This is a genomic window from Metabacillus sp. YM-086, from assembly GCF_048059995.1.
In the GTDB taxonomy this organism is placed as follows: Bacteria; Bacillota; Bacilli; order Bacillales; family Bacillaceae; genus Metabacillus; species Metabacillus litoralis_B.
In genome coordinates, this window is the sequence record NZ_JBLUOI010000051.1 from 1 (window position 1) to 17,797 (window position 17,797).

Below are 17,797 nucleotides of genomic sequence, written 5' to 3' on the forward strand. Positions count from 1 at the left end.
AGCGCTGCAGTGATTGTTACAAGGTCAACCGGCTCTCCCTTATCAGAAAGGTCTAACATAGCGTTGTAAATTTTTTGGTGTGAAGCTCGATAGAAATCTTCTGGGATTAATAATTCTGATGTTAAAGTAATAGATGATGGTTGGAGAAATATAGCTCCTAATACAGCTTGTTCTGCTTCTATATTTTGTGGTGGTATACGATCACCAAGTACCTCGTTAATGATGATCACCGTCCTTCTACATTTATTATGAAAATATAAATCTATTTATTATTATACACCTAAGCAGCATGCTTAAGTATTGGGAAATTTTAATTCACTTTGCTAGTGCTTTTTCTAATAAAACCTATTTCACACTTTATTAAGTGTAAAAAAAAAGTGGCTCCGCTTCAAGATAAATTTCTCTCTTTCCACAAAACCACATCATTTTCCAACTTTTACTTATTGTTCTTTAACATGTACTTTAATCGTTGCATTTACTTCTGGATGGAGCTTTGCAGGTACATTTGTAAATCCTAAAGAGCGAATACCATCTGGTAAATCCAGCTTACGTTTATCTATTTTAATATTGTGTGATTTTTTCAGTTCATCTGCAATTTGCTTGCTTGTTACTGAACCAAATAAACGACCGCCTTCACCAGATTTTGCTGAAATTTCAACCGTTAATTTTTCAAGAACATCTTTTAGCTGCTTCATTTGTTCTAGTTCTTCCACAGCTTCTTGCTCCTGTTTTTTCTTTTGAGCATTTAATGAGCTAATACTTGAATTTGTTGCTTCAACAGCTAATCCTTGTTTGATAAGGAAATTGTGAGCATATCCGTCTGCTACATTCTTAACTTCCCCTTTTTTCCCTTTACCTTTAACGTCTTTTAAAAAGATTACTTTCATGATTTGGTTCCTCCCTCTAAATAGTCTTCTAATGCTAATTTTAACTGTTTTTCGACTTCTTGTAATGTTGTATGCTCCAACTGTGTTGCTGCATTTGTTAAATGGCCACCGCCACCTAGTGCTTCCATAATAATCTGAACATTAATGTCGCCAAGTGACCGGGCACTTATGCTTATAAACTCAGGGTTTCGTTTCGCAATAACAAACGATGCCTCAATTCCATTCATTGTTAATAATGTGTCTGCTGCTTGTGCAATTGTCACTTGCTCATAAAATTCCTGTTCATCTGCAACAGTAATGGCAATGCCATCTTTAAATATTAATGCATGCTGGATAAGTTGAGCCCGCTTTACATAGCTATTGATATCTTCTTTTAGAAACTTTTGTACTAAAACTGTGTCTGCTCCTTTTGCTCGTAAATAAGAAGCTGCATCAAATGTACGCGATCCTGTTCGAAGTGTAAAACTCTTTGTATCAACAATAATTCCTGCTAAAAGTGCGGTAGCCTCAATTATATTCATTTTTAAATGCTTTGGTTGGTATTCAAGTAATTCGGTCACCAATTCTGCTGTAGACGAAGCATATGGCTCCATATAAACAAGAATGGGATCTTTAATAAATTCTTCCCCACGTCGATGATGATCGATAACAATGACATGCTCACTTCTCATGAGCAATCGGTCATCAATGACTAATGATGGCTTATGTGTATCAACAACGATAAGCAGTGTTTCGTCTGTCATCATTTCGAGTGCTTGTTCTGGTGAGATAAATCTTGACCACAGTTCAGGGTGTAATTTAAGCTCAGCTAAAAGCTGTTCAACCCCAGAATCCGTTGCTTCTGGATCTAAAACAATAAAGCCTTCTTTTCCGTTAACCTGACAAACTTTAAGGATCCCGATTGCTGAGCCAATTGCGTCCATATCCGGATACTTATGTCCCATAATCATTACCTTATCGCTTTCAGACACAATTTCTTTCAATGCATGTGATATGACACGGGCACGAACTCTAGTCCGTTTTTCCATCGGATTTGTTTTTCCTCCGAAGAACTTTACCTTTCCACTAGGTTGTTTAATGGCCACTTGATCTCCACCACGTCCTAATGCTAAGTCTAAGCTCGATTGCGCAAGATCGCCAAGTTCCTGAAGCGAAGAAACACCTGATCCTATTCCAATACTTAAAGTTAATGATACATTTTGAATAGCTGTTTTTTCACGAACTTCATCCAGAATAGAAAACTTAGTTTTTTCAAGTTTGGTTAAAATGTCTTCACTCAATACTCCAATAAATCTTTCAGATGAAGTTCTTTTAAGAAAAACACCATAATCCTTTGCCCATTTATTTAAGAGAGATGTTACCTCACTGTTAATCGCACTTCTTGATTGGTCATCCATCGCTTGGGTAACTTCATCATAATTATCTAGGAAAATAAATGCTAAAACTGTACGTTCATCTTCATATTGCTTTTCAATTTCAATTTGCTCAGTTACATCAAAGAAATACAATAGCCGTTCATCACGTTTAATAATGACCTTAAATTCTCGATCATGTAATGTAATCGTCTCTGATTCTACTTCCTGTTTTATTAATGGAACTAATGAATCAGCTACATCAAATAAAGATCTGCCAACAAGAGTGTCCTCATCAAAGCAGGAGGTCATAAAAGGATTTGTCCACTCAATTTGATATTGATCATTGAAAAGCAAAATCCCAATTGGCATTTCCATCAAAGCCTCTTCACCGACTTTTTTCAATCGGTATGAAAGAGTTGTAATATATTCTTTCATTTCTGTTCTAAAGTCCTTTATTGCTTTATTAATAAAATAAAAAGCAATTGCAAGACAAGCAAGAAGGATGGTTCCTATCAACCAATTATAGAAAAATAGAAGAAGTACGGCTATCACTGTTACGCCAATTAATGCATAAATGGGATAACGGATGAATGGTTTTTCATAAAAGCTTGGCATTTTGTTCTCATCAACTCCTCGCAACAGTGATTACAAAATCTTACTTTTTCAGTATTTTCCTGCGGAGAGGAAAGCCTAAATCAATTATACCTAAGATTCTAATAAGATAAAGAAATATTGGGATGATTAACGAAGCAATTAAAATAACGATAGGAATTGCTTTTGCCCAGCCCTTGACATATGAATAGAAAAAAACAAAGGAATATCCTTGCATCAGCACGAAAAATTGTAAAATAAAATAAAGATTTAAAACAGCCATAAAAAGAAAACTGTCTTGATCGAGTTTTACCATTAATAATATGGAGCTAATTAAATAATACCAAATGATACTTGTTGGTAATCTCCACTCACGGAAGGGCTTTAAAGGTGCTAACTCAAATCGAAGTCTTTTTAAAATCGGGACAGAAATGAGATGAGTGATAACAGCAAAAACCATACCTGTTGTAACAAATAAAGTCGGTATTAATGTCGTAATATAGCCCATTCCTTCTTCAAGCTGCTCAAACTGCTGATTCACTTGTCCACTTGCATCAAATGATTGCAAAATTGCTTTTGATTGCTGAATTGAGTCTTTAAACAGTTCAATAGAGTCTTGAATAAAGTCTATATTTAGAAAAACAATTGACCCAATATAAGAAACAATAATGCTAAAAGTATAAGCTAAGCTGCCTCCGACCAATACACCCATTGTTAGTTTCTTTTTATAGAAATATCCCATCACCATACCGCTCAAGCCAAACATAAGAGCTAATAAAATATTAGTAATAGATCCGAATAAAACTGATAGGATACTTCCTGCCACTACAAGCATAAGCGCAGTGGATAGACTATGCCTTATTGTAAAAATAATAAACGGCAGAGGTAGAACAAAAAGGGCAAGTATCCCAATAATCGGTGCATATTTTGCTACAAGCATGAGCACGATGAAAAGTGCTAATAAAACAGCCCCTTCTGTTATAGCATTTGTTTTCCTCACAACTTCACCTCTTTTAAGAACAACCATCCTTAAAGCTAGGAATTTAGCTCTGTTTAGTATTTCATATCGTTTGTTAATTTATTGCTCTTTTCACAAACTTACACTTTTCCTAATTTATTATAAGGGAGTGACAAACCTATTCGGTTTGTTTTAAATGTTACAGTACGTTATGTATAGAAAACGTGTACATACAGCTCTAACCTAAATTTTAGTCTTGATAGCGGTGTATCCACAAGTTCTTTTTAAGGGTAATTATGACGAAAAAAGCACAGAAAGGATTAAACAATCCATCTCTGTGCTTTTCTTTTATTATTCACCAGCAACATATGGTAATAAAGCCATTTGACGAGCTCTTTTGATAGCTACAGTCAATTTACGTTGGTATTTAGCGCTTGTACCTGTTACACGACGAGGTAAAATTTTACCACGCTCAGATACGAATTTTTTTAGTAAATCAACATCTTTATAATCGATGTGAGTGATACCATTTGATGTGAAGAAACACACCTTACGACGTTTTGCACGTCCACCTTTACGTCCGCCTGCCATGATCAATTTCCTCCCTTCTATTTATAATTATCTATTAAAACGGTAAATCATCGTCAGATATATCAATAGGTTTTCCATCATTTGCAAATGGATCGTCATCAAAGCTTGTACGACCTTGATTACGTTGATTTTGATCTGAACCGAATGGATTTTGATTACCAGAGTTCTCTTGGTACCCACCAAAGTTGTTATTGTTGTTGTTGTAGTTATTGTTACCGCCACCGCCGCTTGCTCCTCTTGGCTCAAGGAATTGGACACTTTCTGCAACAACTTCTGTTACATAAACTCGTTTTCCACTTTGATCTTCATAGCTTCTTGACTGTAAACGACCGTCAACTCCTGCAAGACTACCTTTTTTAAGGAAGTTCGCAACATTTTCAGCTTGTTTACGCCAAATCACACAGTTAAGAAAATCAGCTTCTCTTTCACCCTGTTGGTTTGTAAACGTACGGTTCACTGCAAGAGTAAAGGTAGCAACAGCTACTCCACTTGGTGTGTATCGCAAATCTGGATCTTTTGTTAGTCTTCCAACTAATACAACTCGATTCAACATCAGAACCATCCTTTTTTGACTATCTTATCTATTAATTAGTCTTCTTTTTTAATAACGATGTGGCGAATGATATCTTCGCTGATTTTCGCTAAACGATCGAATTCTTGAACAGCTTCAGCTGCAGAGTTAACTTGAAGAAGCATGTAGTAGCCATCACGGAAATCATTGATTTCGTATGCTAGGCGACGTTTGCCCCACTCTTTCGCTTCTGTTACTTCCGCACCATTCTCAGATAAAACGTTGTTGAAACGCTCAACTAAAGCTTTCTTAGCTTCATCTTCAATGTTTGGGCGGATGATGTACATAACTTCGTACTTTCTCATCATCTTACACCTCCTTTTGGTCTAAACGGCCCACAAATGGGCAAGGAGCAATTAAATAAATAAATTACTCACAATTAGGTATTATAACGAATAATTAGTGAAAGCGCAAGTGCGATGTTTAGTTCTGCTGAATATAGAAGATTTGTTTTGCTGGTTTACAAGCATTTTATAGGGTGATTATATGTTTTAAGGATTTTGGGGATGGATGGGGTTGGGAAAAGATTATGCTCTTCAGGATAGGTTTTGTCTTGACTCTCTCTGTTTCGAGACACATTTTGACTCTTTGGGTTGGTTCTGTCCCGATTCCCTCTGTTTCGAGACACATTTTGACTCTTCGGGGCTGGTTCTGTCCCGATTCTACCTGTTTCAAGACACATTTTGACTCTTTGGAACTGGTTCTGTCTCGATTCCTACTGTTTCGAGACACATTTTGACTCTTTGGAGCTGGTTCTGTCCCGATTCCTACTGTTTCGAGACACATTTTGACTCTTTGGAGCTGATTCTGTCCCGATTCCTACTGTTTCGAGACACATTTTGACTCTTTGGAGCTGGTTCTGTCCCAATTCTCTTTGTTTCGAGACACATTTTGACTCTTTGGGGCTGGTTCTGTCCCGATTCCCTCTGTTTCGAGACACATTTCAACTCTTCGGGGATGGTTCTGTCCCGATTCTCTCTGTTTCGAGACACATTTCAACTCTTTGGAACTGGTTCTGTCCCGATTCCCTCTGTTTCGGGACACATTTCAACTCTTCGGGGATGGTTCTGTCCCAATTCTCTTTGTTTCCAGACACATTTCAACTCTTTGGAGCTCTTTCTGTCCCGATTCTCTCTGTTTCGGGACACATTTCAACTCTTCGGGGATGGTCCTGTCCCAATTTCCTCTGTTTCGAGACACATTTTGACTCTTTATGGCTGGTTCTGTCCCGATTCTACCTGTTTCGAGACACATTTTGACTCTTTGGAGCTGGTTCTGTCCCAATTCTCTTTGTTTCCAGACACATTTTGACTCTTTGGGGCTGGTTCTGTCCCGATTCCTACTGTTTCGAGACACATTTCAACTCTTCGGGGATGGTTCTGTCCCAATTCTCTTTGTTTCCCGACACATTTCAACTCTTTGGGGCTGGTTCTGTCCCGATTCCCTCTGTTTCGAGACACATTTCAACTCTTTGGAACTGGTTCTGTCCCGATTCTCTCTGTTTCGAGACACATTTCAACTCTTTGGAACTGGTTCTGTCCCGATTCCCTCTGTTTCGGGACACATTTCTCCTCTTCGGGGATGGTTCTGTCCCAATTCTCTTTGTTTCCAGACACATTTCAACTCTTTGGAGCTCTTTCTGTCCCGATTTCCCTCTGTTTCCAGACAGAATTTCACTCTCCAGAACCTCATCCTTTCCCGCTTTCAAGACAAGCCAACCACATACAAAAAAGCCCACTACAGAAAGTAAAGTCTTCTCAACCTTACCCATCTATAGTGAGCTTTATAGAAATTATCTAATTAGCATTACACATTAAAACGGAAGTGAATAACGTCTCCGTCTTTTACAATATAGTCTTTTCCTTCTAAGCGAACTTTTCCTGCTTCACGTGCAGCACCCATTGTTTTTGCAGATAATAAGTCAGCATAAGAAACGGTTTCAGCACGGATGAAGCCTCGTTCGAAGTCTGTGTGGATGATTCCAGCACATTGAGGAGCTTTCATGCCTTTTTTAAATGTCCATGCGCGAACTTCTTGTTCACCAGCAGTGAAGTAAGTAGCAAGTCCAAGAAGATTGTATGAAGCTTTGATTAATTGATCAAGCCCTGATTCTTCAATGCCTAGCTCTTCTAGGAACATTTCTTTTTCTTCCCCTTCAAGCTCAGCAATTTCTGATTCGATTTTTGCACAAACTACGATAACTTCAGCATTTTCGCCTGCTGCAAATTCACGAACTTGTTGAACATAAGGGTTGTTAGAAGGATCAGCAACTTCCTCTTCACTAACATTAGCAACATATAAAATTGGTTTGATTGTTAACAAATGTAGTTGTTTTGCATATTTAAGCTGCTCTTCATTAAATTCTACTGCACGAGCAGGCTTTTCGCTTTCAAAAGCTTCTTTTAACATCGATAAAATTTCATGTTCAAAAACAGCTGTTTTTTCTTTTTGTTTAGCAAGCTTTGCTACACGGTCGATACGTTTATCAACTGTCTCTAAGTCTGCCAAAATCAATTCAAGGTTGATTGTTTCAATATCTGAAATAGGATCCACTTTTCCTGATACGTGTGTAATGTTTTCGTCAGCGAAGCAACGTACAACATGACAAATTGCATCTACTTGGCGAATATGTGAAAGGAACTTATTTCCTAAACCTTCACCCTTACTAGCACCTTTTACAATTCCTGCGATATCAGTGAATTCGAATGCTGTTGGAATAGTTTTCTTTGGGTTAACTAATTCTGTTAGCTTTTGTAAACGCTCATCCGGTACTTCTACAATTCCCACGTTAGGATCTATTGTACAGAATGGATAGTTTGCTGATTCAGCACCAGCTTGTGTAATTGCGTTAAATAAAGTAGATTTCCCTACGTTAGGAAGGCCTACAATTCCAGCAGTTAATGCCATTTTTCCCACTCCTCTATTTATAAACAAAAGATTGTCCGTTTTCATTCAATCTTCAACAATTATAGTTAGTAACTACATAAAATACAAGCAAGTCTAGTAATATTGTTAACACATTCCAGAATAATTAAAGAAAAAAAGAGCTCATCTCAGCTCTTTAAAATTAGTCTGCCTTTTTTATATTTACTAAGCAATCATATAAAGTACTTCCCTGCCCATTATCTGAAACATCATCTGGTGTTAGAAGATTAACTGAACCGCCGAATTTATGCCACTGACCTTCATCAACATTAATTGTTTTGGCATGTGCTTTCTTCAGTATTTTTACATCACCAGTCAGCTTTCCACGATCATTAAAGATGGTTACTTTATCTCCATCTACTAGTTGTTTTTCTTTTGCAATATCCTCTGAAACTTCAATTTTAACAGTTTGCATTCCTTCTATAAGGAGATAGTGCTGAGAATGATTGGACCGTAATGGATGAATCGATAAAAGCTGATACGGATATTTTTCAGCTAATCTAGGGTTTGAAATTGTTGATTCTTTTGGATAAATATATTGTGGTTTTCCTTCTAATCCTTTGTTAAACCCAAGCTCAGATGTAAATTCAAATTTACCACTTGGAGTTGAAAACTCCTTTGTTTCCCAAGGAACATGGCTCACAGGCAGTGGAGTTCGTTTTTCTTTTTTTAATCGATCAAGCGTTATACCTTTTTCATGTAAATGGGCTGTTGCCATTTCTAAATATTGATCTCGTGTATAAGAAAATTCTTCTCCAAATCCAAGTCTTTCCGCTAATTCTGTCCATATCCATAAATCTGACTTTGCTTCACCTGGAGGTTCAACTAGCTTTTCTCCATAGTTCACATAGTGGTGATACATGGATGCATAATAAATATCCTCTTCCTCAAAGACTGTTGTTGTTGGTAACACATAGTCCGCTAACTCAGCTGTATCTGTTAAAAAATGATCAATGACAACAACTGTATCAACTGATTGAAAAGCTCTTATTATTTTGTTTGAGTCAGGAACTTGTACTAACGGATTCCCGCAGGTTACTATAATCATTTTTATCTCAGGATCCATTGCTTCTAGTACACCATCTGCCTGTTTCATCATTGAAAATGTTCTACTTGATGTAGCCTTTTCAGGTAATGTTAAAGCCTGCATATTAAAGTTTTTACCAACCTGGATATTTCCAAAATTGGCTCCACCACCTGGAATACCAACATTCCCACTGATTGCAACTAGTGCATCAATTAACCGAATTGTATTTCCACCATTAGAATACCTTTGCATTCCTAAACCTAAATAGGTTGTAGTAGGTCCATTCACATATAATTCAGCAATAAATTTTATATCTTCAAAGGAGATTTCAGCTTGTTCTAAAATTTCCTCTAAAGTAAAGTGATTTAAGAGCGAAATTAGATCTTCATAGCCAACTGTATAGTTCTTAATAAACTCAGTATCTTGTTTATTTTCACTAATTAAATATTTCATAACTCCAACAGCAACTAACCCATCCATTCCCGGCTTAATAGAAATATAGTGATCAGAGATTTTTGCAGTTGCGTTATAAATTGGGTCAATTACCGTAATTGAACTGCCACGCTTTTTCGCATCTTGTAACTGTTGAAATAAATGCATATTTGTTCTAGCAACATTTCTTCCCCAAATAACGATATGTTTACTGTGGAAAATATCATCTGGTGCATGGCTGTCGGAACTTCCAAAATCCCAAATTTGTGCTTCAATACCAGATCCCCAGCAAATACTTCCTACTAAAGAAGTCGCTCCTCCAAAACTGTTAAAAAAGCGTTTATCAAGATTTTTTAACAATCCATTATTCGCATAATCATGGCTGTGTAAAACAGAAGCAGGACCAAAATTTTGTTTTAGTTCCTTCATCTTTTCAGCAATTTCATCAAGTGCTTGTTTCCATGAAATCTCTTGAAATACACCGTTCACTTTTTTTAGAGGAACTGTTAAGCGTTCTTTAGAATTGGTTTTCGTCTCAAGCATTCTTCCTCTTCCACATATCTTGCCTTTGGTAATTGGATGGTCTTTATCTCCTTCAACCTTGGTGACCTTGCCATCCTCCACTATAACCTCAAACCCGCAGCTATCCCAGCAGTTCAAAGGACAAGATGACTTAAATACTTGTTTCATATTCATTCCCCTCGATCTACTCAGCAGACTCCTCATGTTTTACAAGAATTTTCTTTAGTTTTCTTGAAAACTCTCGACGTGGGATCATAACACTATGGTCACAACCTAGGCATTTAATTCTAATGTCCATTCCCATTCTAATGATTTTCCACTCATTTGTACCACAAGGGTGCTGTTTTTTCATTTCAACAACATCATTCAATGCAAAATCCTTTTCCATAAGGTTCTACCTCCATTTCTTAACTCACTTCATCTTTTCTGTTATACATCACGACACGTGGATAAGGAATTTCGATACCTTTTTCATCTAACCTCATTTTAATGTCTTTTCTTAACATTCTTCCAATATGGAAGTGACGCATTGGTTCAACTTCACATGTTACACGAAGAACAACCTCTGAAGCTCCAAGCATTTGAACACCTAATAATTCAGGTGGAGCTACAATATCTTCATATTTATCAGGAACCTCTAATAAGAGCTCTTGAATGACTCGCTCCGCTTCTGGAATATCACTTTCATAAGCAATACTAATATCTACAACGGCAATACTATTATTTATAGAGAAGTTTGTTACCTCTATAATGCTCCCATTTGGTAATATATGAATTTCGCCTGTCCAGCTCTTAATTTTTGTTGTACGAAGTCCAATTTCTTCAACTGTTCCTTCAAAAGTTGAAACTCGGATAAAATCGCCAACAGAGAATTGGTCTTCAAAAATAATAAAAAAGCCTGTAATAATATCTTTTACTAAGCTTTGAGCACCAAACCCCACTGCCAATCCAACAATGCCGGCTCCAGCAAGCAACGCACCTACATTAAGACCAAACGTTTCAAGCACCATAATGATCGCAATAAAGTAAATAACGTAAGTGAGGATATTTTCAAGTAACTTTGAAAGAGTATTTTCTCTTCTCTCAGAAATTCTAATTGGTGATTTCCCACGGAATAAAAACACCTTTGTAATGGCTAATTTTCCAATTCGTATAAAGATGGTTGAGACAATCAAGATTAATAAAATTTGTAAAAATCCTTTTCCAATTGTAATCCATAAATCAGCATTCGTTAAATAATCTACTGCATCGTTCCACATTTCTTGTAAAATTTTCAATCAGATCACCCTTTACTAAGTAACAATTTATTATAAAAGAGCAACTACTATTTTCATAGCCATTATACTCTATTCCAAAAGAAATATCTTTTGGAAAACTTCATTATATCGTACGTTTATTCTTTTGAAATTAGGGATATATCTCGAATCTTATACCTCTCCATCACATACGAAAGGCTGACTCTACTCAAATTTTTATCTTTAAGGAGTCAGCCATACCATCATTTTGTTCTATAACGATTTAAGATTGGATAAAGCAAAATGGTAACGAGTAGATAAAGATTAATTAATCCATATAAAGGATATAGGATGCCCACTAGATTTGCAAAGCCAAAACGTGTGAAAGGCAGCATGGCTAAAACGAGAATTAATGCTATTAACCAAAATGGAACCTTTAATAGTTGCTTAAATCGCGAGGCAAGTCCAAAAATTCCCGATACAGCTGTTGTATAAATTGCCAGCCATAACATCACAGACATAAAAAGGAAAAATCCAAATGGTGAACCTTTTAATACAGCAAAGAGTGGAATTTCGTATTCTGTTAAATAATCAGCCATTTGGATGAGTGTTTCATTATAAACAAATGAGATTGTTCCTAATATAACTCCACTTCCAATACTGGCTACTTTCGCTTCCTTAAGACTTTTAATTTCTTTTCCTATTGCAGATAAAACCGCAATCAATGGCAAAATATTTAAAGCTGTAAATGTAAATGCTGCTGGCCAATTATACTGTTCATTTAAATCTAATACCCATGAATGATGATGGGAAATATTAAATGATAATAATGCATAAAACAGTCCAAAGACAAGCATGGGAATGATGATTGAGTTCAGTTTAATGATTCCATTAGAACTGCCTACAAACAACAATACTAGTAATACTGCAAAAAGCGTAATACCTGCCCAGTATGGAATGGAAAAGGCTTCAAGCGTTGCTCCTCCTCCGGCAATCATAACGATTGTTGTTGTAAATAAATACAACACAATTAAAAAATCATACACATAGGAGAGTTTTTTACCAACTAATCTTTCTAAGATTGGGAAAAAGTGATCAGACTGTACTTCGTAACTTATTTTCATAATCACATAGACAGCTATGATAAAGATAACCGTAAAGATTACGATAGCTAGTCCGCTCTCAAAGCCGAAAAACTGCCAGAGTTCTCTTCCTGATGCATATCCTGCTCCAATAATTGTTCCTAAAATCAAAAACATCCATTTAAAACCTGAATTCATTTTTCTCACCTCTTAAGGCTGTCCTATTTACAACGAGCATGTATAGAATTGAACATTTCTCCGTATACTGTTACTACTATGACGTGGGAGTGAATTCTATGAATCTTAAATCAGGTCTTTTTCATTCAGATAAAAATCAAGAACGTATTCATTATGAGGATCAGGACGCTACGCAGCTAGTTTCAACCACCCTTTTAGATCATTTGCCAAAACTTTATTTCAAGCCAATTGTTTTTGTTTGTATTGGAACAGACCGATCAACGGGTGATAGCTTAGGTCCACTAATTGGTACGTCCTTAAATAAAGAGTTGTCCCATTTCCATGTCTATGGAACTCTTAAAGATCCAGTACACGCTGTAAATCTAAAGGAAACGCTTGAAACAATCAATGAAAAACATCGAAATCCATTTATTATTGCGATTGATGCTTGTTTAGGAAGAATGAAAAGTGTTGGATTCATGGAAATTGCAAAAGGTTCGATAAAACCTGGAGCAGGTGTAAACAAAGAATTACCAGCAGTAGGTGATATGCATATCACCGGTATTGTTAACATAAGTGGATATATGGAGTTCCTCGTGTTACAAAATACACGCCTTCACTTAGTTATGAGTATGGCAGACATTATTTCTAATGGAATCATTGAAGCAGAAAAGATTTATCTAGAAAAGAGAATTTCTGTTAGAAGAAAATGGTTGGCAAGTGAGGATTCTGCAATTAATTAAAATTTTTCTTCTTACATACAGAAATACACTGCATATCTCATGCAGTGTATTAAGTATTTCCTTTTAAAAATGATGCTGGACTAGAACAATAGCAGTAATAACTAAAATACCTGGTAGTAGGTTTGCTACTCTTATTTGTTTTAAGCCTAGAATATTAATTCCTATAGCTATGATCATAACCCCACCTATAGAAGTCAGTTCAGCTATTAATCTTTCTAATAACTCATCTGATAAAAATTGATGAATGACATTCGCAAAAAGAGCAATTCCCCCTTGATATAGAAATACTGATATAGAGGAAAACAATACTCCTATTCCAAGAGTACTGGCAAGAATCATACTTGTGAATCCATCGATCATTGACTTTGTTAATAAAACAGCATGGTCTTGTCGTAAACCGCTGTCTAATGCACCAATGATTGCCATTGCACCTACAAGAAAGATTAAGGTAGCAGTAACAAAACCTTGTGCAATATTACCTGTTTCTGATTTACCTAACTTTCTTTCCAACATATTTCCTACTGACTGGAGATGATTTTCAATCCTTAACCATTCTCCTATAACAGTTCCAAGCACAAGGCTAACAATAACAATGAAGAAATCCTCACTTTTTAAGGCCATACTAATCCCCAGGACAACTACAGAAAGACCAATGGCCATCATCACTGTTTCTTTCATTTGTTCAGGAATTCTTCTTAATAAAAGACCAATAAGGGTTCCTACAATTATAGCTAGTGCATTTACAATACTGCCAAATAAAACCATACCTGCTAAATCCCCTCTTTTTAAACATAGATGAATCAATTCCATAATGTATCATTTGTTACCAAAGAAAAAAGTGCAAAGAAAAAGACTGACTACTAAGCCAGCTCTAAAGGAAATCTGTTTATTGTTGCTGTTGTTCTAGCAACTCTAAAATACGATCTAAATCATCTTGAGAAAAGAATTCTATTTCAATCTTTCCTTTTTTCTTCTGCTTTTTAATCGTAACGGACGTTCCGAAATATTCCTGTAAAAATGATTCTCTTTCTTTTATAAACACATCTTTTTCAGGCTTTTTCTTTTTCGTTTCACGTGAAACATTACTATTTAACTGTTGGATAAGTTGCTCTAGTTGACGAACATTTAAATGTTCTCGGATAATTTTTTCAACTAGTGCATTTAATTTTTCTTTATTTTTTAATCCAAGTAAAGTTCGTCCATGTCCCATAGATAGCTTACCTTCAGCTATTAATTGCTGAATTTGCTCTGGCAATGTTAGAAGTCTAACATGGTTAGCAATATGTGGTCTGCTTTTTCCCAACCTTTTTGCTAATGCTTCTTGAGTTAGGCCTAAATGCTCCATTAGCTTTTGATATGCTTGGGCTTCTTCAATTGGACTTAAATCTTCACGTTGTAAATTTTCTAAAAGTGCGAGCTCCATCATTTGTTGCTCTGTTAACTCTCTTACAACAGCAGGAATAACTGTTAGCTCTGCCGCTTTTGCTGCACGAAATCTTCTTTCCCCTACAACAATTTCAAACCCTTTAATACTTTTCCTAACAATAATTGGTTGCAGGACACCATGCTGTAAAATGGATTCTTTTAATTCATTTATCGCATCTTCTTCAAATACTTTACGTGGTTGATATGGATTTGGGCGAATCTCATTTATGTTGATTTCTTGAATAGATTCTTCCTTTTCTACTTCCATGTTAGTGAAGAGAGCATTAATACCTTTTCCTAAACCTCTAGCCATTTACAACCACTTCCTTTGCCAAATCTAAATAAACCTCTGCTCCTCTAGATCTTGGATCATAAATGATAATTGGTTGTCCGTGACTTGGTGCCTCACTTAAGCGAATATTTCTTGGAATGATTGTTTTATAAACCTTATCCTGAAAATATTTTTTCACTTCATCAATTACTTGAATACCTAGATTTGTTCTTGCATCTAGCATTGTTAATAAAACACCTTCTATTGTAAGATCAGTGTTTAAATGCTTTTGAACAAGTCTGACAGTATTTAATAATTGGCTCAATCCCTCAAGGGCGTAATATTCACATTGTACCGGTATTAAAACTGCATCTGATGCTGTTAAGGCATTAATGGTGAGCAATCCTAATGATGGTGGACAGTCAATCACCATATAATCATACTGATCCTTTACAGCTTCAAGTGCCCTTTTGAGTCTAACCTCTCTAGAGATTGTTGGTACAAGTTCTATTTCAGCCCCAGCTAACTGTATCGTGGCTGGAATAATATCAAGATTTTCTACAGCTGTAGATTTTATAACGTCCTTTGCATCTACATCATCTACTAAAATATCATAAATACAATGAGCAACATCAGCCTTTTCAATGCCAATCCCGCTCGTTGCATTACCTTGTGGGTCAACATCGACGAGAAGAACTCGTTTCCCAATGTATGCTAAGCAAGCTCCTAAATTTACGGATGTGGTTGTTTTTCCAACACCACCTTTTTGGTTTGCAATCGCAATAATTTTCCCCACGATGTCACCTACTTTCATCTTCTAATCTATTGTTAAAATTTTACAGTAAAGAAAAAAGCATAAAAGTGAACCCATCTAGCTTTTCCTGAAGATTAGCATTAGCTACTAGATGAATAGATTTCCTTCTTTTATTTTACAACATTCTACAAATTGCTACTTTAAATCATTTTTTTATTTTATCATGAAAAATGGATGAAGAGTTTGAATTTTTTTGTATTTATGCAAAATAGTAATTTCTACTAATTAAAATTCATTTTTATCATTCTGAAGAGATATTTTTCTAGGTGGAATTGGTTCGGGTGAGGATGTGACCATCATAATTTTGTGTTCTTCTCTAAATAATCATTCCACAATGGTCTATGTTTCTTTTATTGAATCTAGTACAAAGAAAAAAGGCCTGACAAAAAGCCAGTACCTAACAGCCATATGTGGAATAGATAAATAGTTTATAAAAATAGTTATTATTCAATATTATTTAGGAATTTTAATTGTGAATTGGATGTATTCATCAAATTCTTCTTCTTCCGTATTTAATTTTACGCCACTGTCAGCTACCATTGTTAGGGATTGACGAATTGTATTCATAGCAATTCTTGTATCTCTACTAAATGCTTTACGCTTTGGTTTTGGTTTTACATTATTTTTTTCAAGTAGCTTGACTACCCTATCCTCTGTTTGCTTAACATTCAATTGTTTTTCAACAATTTCCTCTAACAGTGTAATTTGTAGCTGTGGATCTTTTAATGGAATTAGTGCACGTGCATGACGTTCAGTGATTGCTTTTTGAAGTAATGCCTCCTGGACTTCTTCAGGAAGCTTTAACAAGCGCAGCTTATTTGCTATAGTTGATTGACCTTTACCAAGTCTTTGGGCCAATGCTTCTTGAGTTAAGTCATGTAATTCTAGTAACTTAGCATAAGCAACTGCTTCCTCTATTGAAGATAATTCTTCCCTTTGAAGGTTTTCTATTAAAGCAACACTAGCTGTTTCCGTATCGTTGAAATCCTTTACAATTGCAGGTATCTCTTCCCAACCTAAAGTCTGTACAGCACGCCAGCGTCTTTCACCTGCAATCAACTCAAATTTACCACCTATTTCTCGGACAACAATAGGCTGAATAATTCCATGAGTACGAATTGTTAAGGCTAACTCTTCAATCTTTTCATTTGAAAAAACGGTACGTGGCTGGAAGCGGTTAGGAGTAATATCCTTAATTGGAATCTTTTTAACCTCTTCCCTTATTTCTTCTGCTGTATCTTCTTGTTCAACTTCCTCTACTACGATTTGATTAGCTTGTGCTTGTTCTTTTTCTCCCAAACCGAAAAAGCGAGAAAATGGATGCTTCATGAGCCTACACCACCTTTTAAAACTACCAATTTAAATATTCTATTTCTCTTACATTATTTCCTGCAAAATACTCAAAAGTTCGAGTAAATGTTTCACATGAAACATCTACTCGATTGGAAGTTTATTTGGCGTTCCAGGCTTTCGAGGATATTTTTTAGGAGTGCTTTTTTCTTTTTCAATTATTAAGATTGTTCTCTCACTTTCCTCTAAAGGTAGTTCAAATGAGTGAATTTCTTGCACATTACCACCTAATACAGTAACGGCCTTTTTACCAGCCTCAAGCTCTTCCTGTGCTGCTGCCCCTTTCATGGCAATGAAGTATCCATCCTTTTTTGCTAAAGGAATACATAATTCACTTAGAACAGATAGCCTCGCAACAGCTCTGGCTGTGACAACGTCATATGTTTCCCGAACCTGTTTATTTTGACCAAACGTTTCAGCTCGATCATGAAATAACTGCACTGAATTTAACCCTAATTCTTTTGATAAATGCGATAAAAAAGTAATTCTTTTTTGTAAAGAGTCAACGATTGAAACCTTTAAATGCGGAAAACAAATGTTTAAAGGAATACTCGGAAATCCAGCTCCTGCACCTACATCACATATACTTAGTGGCTTAGAGAAATCAAAATAAAATGCTGCAGAAATAGAATCATAAAAATGTTTTAAATACACGTCGTTTTTGTCTGTAATTGACGTTAAATTCATTTTTTCATTCCACTCTACTAAGAGCTTAAAATATAACTCAAATTGGTCCATCTGCTGCTGAGAAAGAGAAATCCCCTTCTCAGCTAAGCTTGATTGAAATAATGCTGTATCCATATTCATAACCTTTCTGTTAAAGATTGGTTTTATTAACAGT

18 protein-coding genes are annotated in these 17,797 nt (G+C 35.9%); 1 reads left to right on the forward strand and 17 read right to left on the reverse strand.

Features of this window, described 5'->3' with window-relative positions; all coding sequences use genetic code 11:
• The 12 genes from ACEWK1_RS18975 to ACEWK1_RS19030 all read right to left on the reverse strand — a co-directional run.
• The coding region (locus ACEWK1_RS18975; RefSeq protein ID WP_416636561.1) for a DnaB-like helicase N-terminal domain-containing protein at positions 1-221 on the reverse strand (221 nt) is incomplete at its 3' end.
• Positions 222-440: 219 nt separating this feature from the next.
• Entirely contained in the window at positions 441-887 is a 447-nt protein-coding gene (gene rplI / locus ACEWK1_RS18980) for a 50S ribosomal protein L9 (protein ID WP_121664073.1), read from the reverse strand.
• A complete protein-coding gene (locus ACEWK1_RS18985) occupies positions 884-2,857 on the reverse strand; it encodes a DHH family phosphoesterase (protein ID WP_121664074.1) in 1,974 nt (657 codons plus the stop codon). Before ACEWK1_RS18985 ends, rplI begins: the two co-directional genes overlap by 4 nt.
• Before the next feature lie 40 nt (positions 2,858-2,897).
• Positions 2,898-3,833: a YybS family protein gene (locus ACEWK1_RS18990; protein WP_212135203.1), complete on the reverse strand. Its 936-nt coding sequence runs from the start codon at positions 3,831-3,833 to the stop codon at positions 2,898-2,900.
• Positions 3,834-4,142: 309 nt separating this feature from the next.
• A complete protein-coding gene (gene rpsR / locus ACEWK1_RS18995) occupies positions 4,143-4,382 on the reverse strand; it encodes a 30S ribosomal protein S18 (RefSeq protein ID WP_026561616.1) in 240 nt (79 codons plus the stop codon).
• 34 nt (positions 4,383-4,416) lie between these two features.
• On the reverse strand, positions 4,417-4,935 hold the full coding sequence (gene ssb / locus ACEWK1_RS19000) for a single-stranded DNA-binding protein (protein WP_121664076.1): 519 nt from the start codon (positions 4,933-4,935) through the stop codon (positions 4,417-4,419).
• Between the two features lie 35 nt (positions 4,936-4,970).
• Positions 4,971-5,258 (reverse strand): 30S ribosomal protein S6, encoded by a 288-nt coding sequence (gene rpsF, locus ACEWK1_RS19005; protein ID WP_098799528.1) that lies wholly within the window; start codon positions 5,256-5,258, stop codon positions 4,971-4,973.
• A 1,501-nt stretch (positions 5,259-6,759) separates the two neighbouring features.
• Positions 6,760-7,860: a redox-regulated ATPase YchF gene (gene ychF, locus ACEWK1_RS19010; RefSeq protein WP_121664079.1), complete on the reverse strand. Its 1,101-nt coding sequence runs from the start codon at positions 7,858-7,860 to the stop codon at positions 6,760-6,762.
• 160 nt (positions 7,861-8,020) lie between these two features.
• On the reverse strand, positions 8,021-10,027 hold the full coding sequence (locus ACEWK1_RS19015; protein WP_212135201.1) for a molybdopterin-dependent oxidoreductase: 2,007 nt from the start codon (positions 10,025-10,027) through the stop codon (positions 8,021-8,023).
• 16 nt (positions 10,028-10,043) lie between these two features.
• The gene (locus ACEWK1_RS19020) at positions 10,044-10,247 is read right to left on the reverse strand and encodes a DUF951 domain-containing protein (protein WP_121664081.1); all 204 of its coding nucleotides are present in this window, start codon (positions 10,245-10,247) and stop codon (positions 10,044-10,046) included.
• A 19-nt stretch (positions 10,248-10,266) separates the two neighbouring features.
• On the reverse strand, positions 10,267-11,136 hold the full coding sequence (locus ACEWK1_RS19025) for a mechanosensitive ion channel family protein (RefSeq protein ID WP_121664082.1): 870 nt from the start codon (positions 11,134-11,136) through the stop codon (positions 10,267-10,269).
• A 221-nt stretch (positions 11,137-11,357) separates the two neighbouring features.
• Positions 11,358-12,374, reverse strand: a complete 1,017-nt coding sequence (locus tag ACEWK1_RS19030; RefSeq protein WP_121664083.1) for a GerAB/ArcD/ProY family transporter — start codon at positions 12,372-12,374, stop codon at positions 11,358-11,360.
• A gap of 98 nt (positions 12,375-12,472) precedes the next feature.
• Between ACEWK1_RS19030 and yyaC the strand changes: the two genes are divergently transcribed.
• Positions 12,473-13,096 carry a spore protease YyaC gene (gene yyaC, locus ACEWK1_RS19035; RefSeq protein ID WP_121664084.1) on the forward strand — a complete coding sequence of 208 codons (624 nt, stop codon included), beginning with the start codon at positions 12,473-12,475 and terminating at the stop codon, positions 13,094-13,096.
• A gap of 63 nt (positions 13,097-13,159) precedes the next feature.
• Here the strand turns inward: yyaC and ACEWK1_RS19040 are convergent, their stop codons facing one another.
• From ACEWK1_RS19040 to rsmG, 5 genes are all read right to left on the reverse strand, one after another.
• Positions 13,160-13,861 (reverse strand): DUF554 domain-containing protein, encoded by a 702-nt coding sequence (locus ACEWK1_RS19040; RefSeq protein WP_212135199.1) that lies wholly within the window; start codon positions 13,859-13,861, stop codon positions 13,160-13,162.
• Positions 13,862-13,982: 121 nt separating this feature from the next.
• Positions 13,983-14,834, reverse strand: coding sequence for a ParB/RepB/Spo0J family partition protein (locus tag ACEWK1_RS19045; RefSeq protein ID WP_121664085.1), 852 nt, complete (start codon positions 14,832-14,834; stop codon positions 13,983-13,985).
• The gene (locus tag ACEWK1_RS19050) at positions 14,827-15,588 is read right to left on the reverse strand and encodes a ParA family protein (protein ID WP_098797616.1); all 762 of its coding nucleotides are present in this window, start codon (positions 15,586-15,588) and stop codon (positions 14,827-14,829) included. The genes ACEWK1_RS19045 and ACEWK1_RS19050 overlap by 8 nt, the downstream gene beginning before the upstream one ends.
• Positions 15,589-16,059: 471 nt before the next feature.
• Positions 16,060-16,935, reverse strand: coding sequence for a nucleoid occlusion protein (gene noc / locus ACEWK1_RS19055; protein WP_121664086.1), 876 nt, complete (start codon positions 16,933-16,935; stop codon positions 16,060-16,062).
• Positions 16,936-17,040: 105 nt separating this feature from the next.
• Positions 17,041-17,757, reverse strand: coding sequence for a 16S rRNA (guanine(527)-N(7))-methyltransferase RsmG (rsmG, locus tag ACEWK1_RS19060; RefSeq protein ID WP_121664087.1), 717 nt, complete (start codon positions 17,755-17,757; stop codon positions 17,041-17,043).
• Between the last annotated feature and the right edge of the window lie 40 nt (positions 17,758-17,797).

Excerpts from the sequence above, each read along its gene's own strand:
- rplI (WP_121664073.1), bottom strand. The coding sequence starts at position 887 with ATGAAAGTAATCTTTTTAAAAGACGTTAAAGGTAAAGGGAAAAAAGGG.
- ACEWK1_RS18985 (WP_121664074.1), bottom strand. The coding sequence starts at position 2,857 with ATGCCAAGCTTTTATGAAAAACCATTCATCCGTTATCCCATTTATGCA.
- rpsR (WP_026561616.1), bottom strand. The coding sequence starts at position 4,382 with ATGGCAGGCGGACGTAAAGGTGGACGTGCAAAACGTCGTAAGGTGTGT.
- ssb (WP_121664076.1), bottom strand. The coding sequence starts at position 4,935 with ATGTTGAATCGAGTTGTATTAGTTGGAAGACTAACAAAAGATCCAGAT.
- rpsF (WP_098799528.1), bottom strand. The coding sequence starts at position 5,258 with ATGAGAAAGTACGAAGTTATGTACATCATCCGCCCAAACATTGAAGAT.
- ychF (WP_121664079.1), bottom strand. The coding sequence starts at position 7,860 with ATGGCATTAACTGCTGGAATTGTAGGCCTTCCTAACGTAGGGAAATCT.
- ACEWK1_RS19015 (WP_212135201.1), bottom strand. The coding sequence starts at position 10,027 with ATGAAACAAGTATTTAAGTCATCTTGTCCTTTGAACTGCTGGGATAGC.
- ACEWK1_RS19020 (WP_121664081.1), bottom strand. The coding sequence starts at position 10,247 with ATGGAAAAGGATTTTGCATTGAATGATGTTGTTGAAATGAAAAAACAG.
- ACEWK1_RS19030 (WP_121664083.1), bottom strand. The coding sequence starts at position 12,374 with ATGAATTCAGGTTTTAAATGGATGTTTTTGATTTTAGGAACAATTATT.
- yyaC (WP_121664084.1), top strand. The coding sequence starts at position 12,473 with ATGAATCTTAAATCAGGTCTTTTTCATTCAGATAAAAATCAAGAACGT.
- ACEWK1_RS19040 (WP_212135199.1), bottom strand. The coding sequence starts at position 13,861 with ATGGTTTTATTTGGCAGTATTGTAAATGCACTAGCTATAATTGTAGGA.
- ACEWK1_RS19045 (WP_121664085.1), bottom strand. The coding sequence starts at position 14,834 with ATGGCTAGAGGTTTAGGAAAAGGTATTAATGCTCTCTTCACTAACATG.
- noc (WP_121664086.1), bottom strand. The coding sequence starts at position 16,935 with ATGAAGCATCCATTTTCTCGCTTTTTCGGTTTGGGAGAAAAAGAACAA.
- rsmG (WP_121664087.1), bottom strand. The coding sequence starts at position 17,757 with ATGGATACAGCATTATTTCAATCAAGCTTAGCTGAGAAGGGGATTTCT.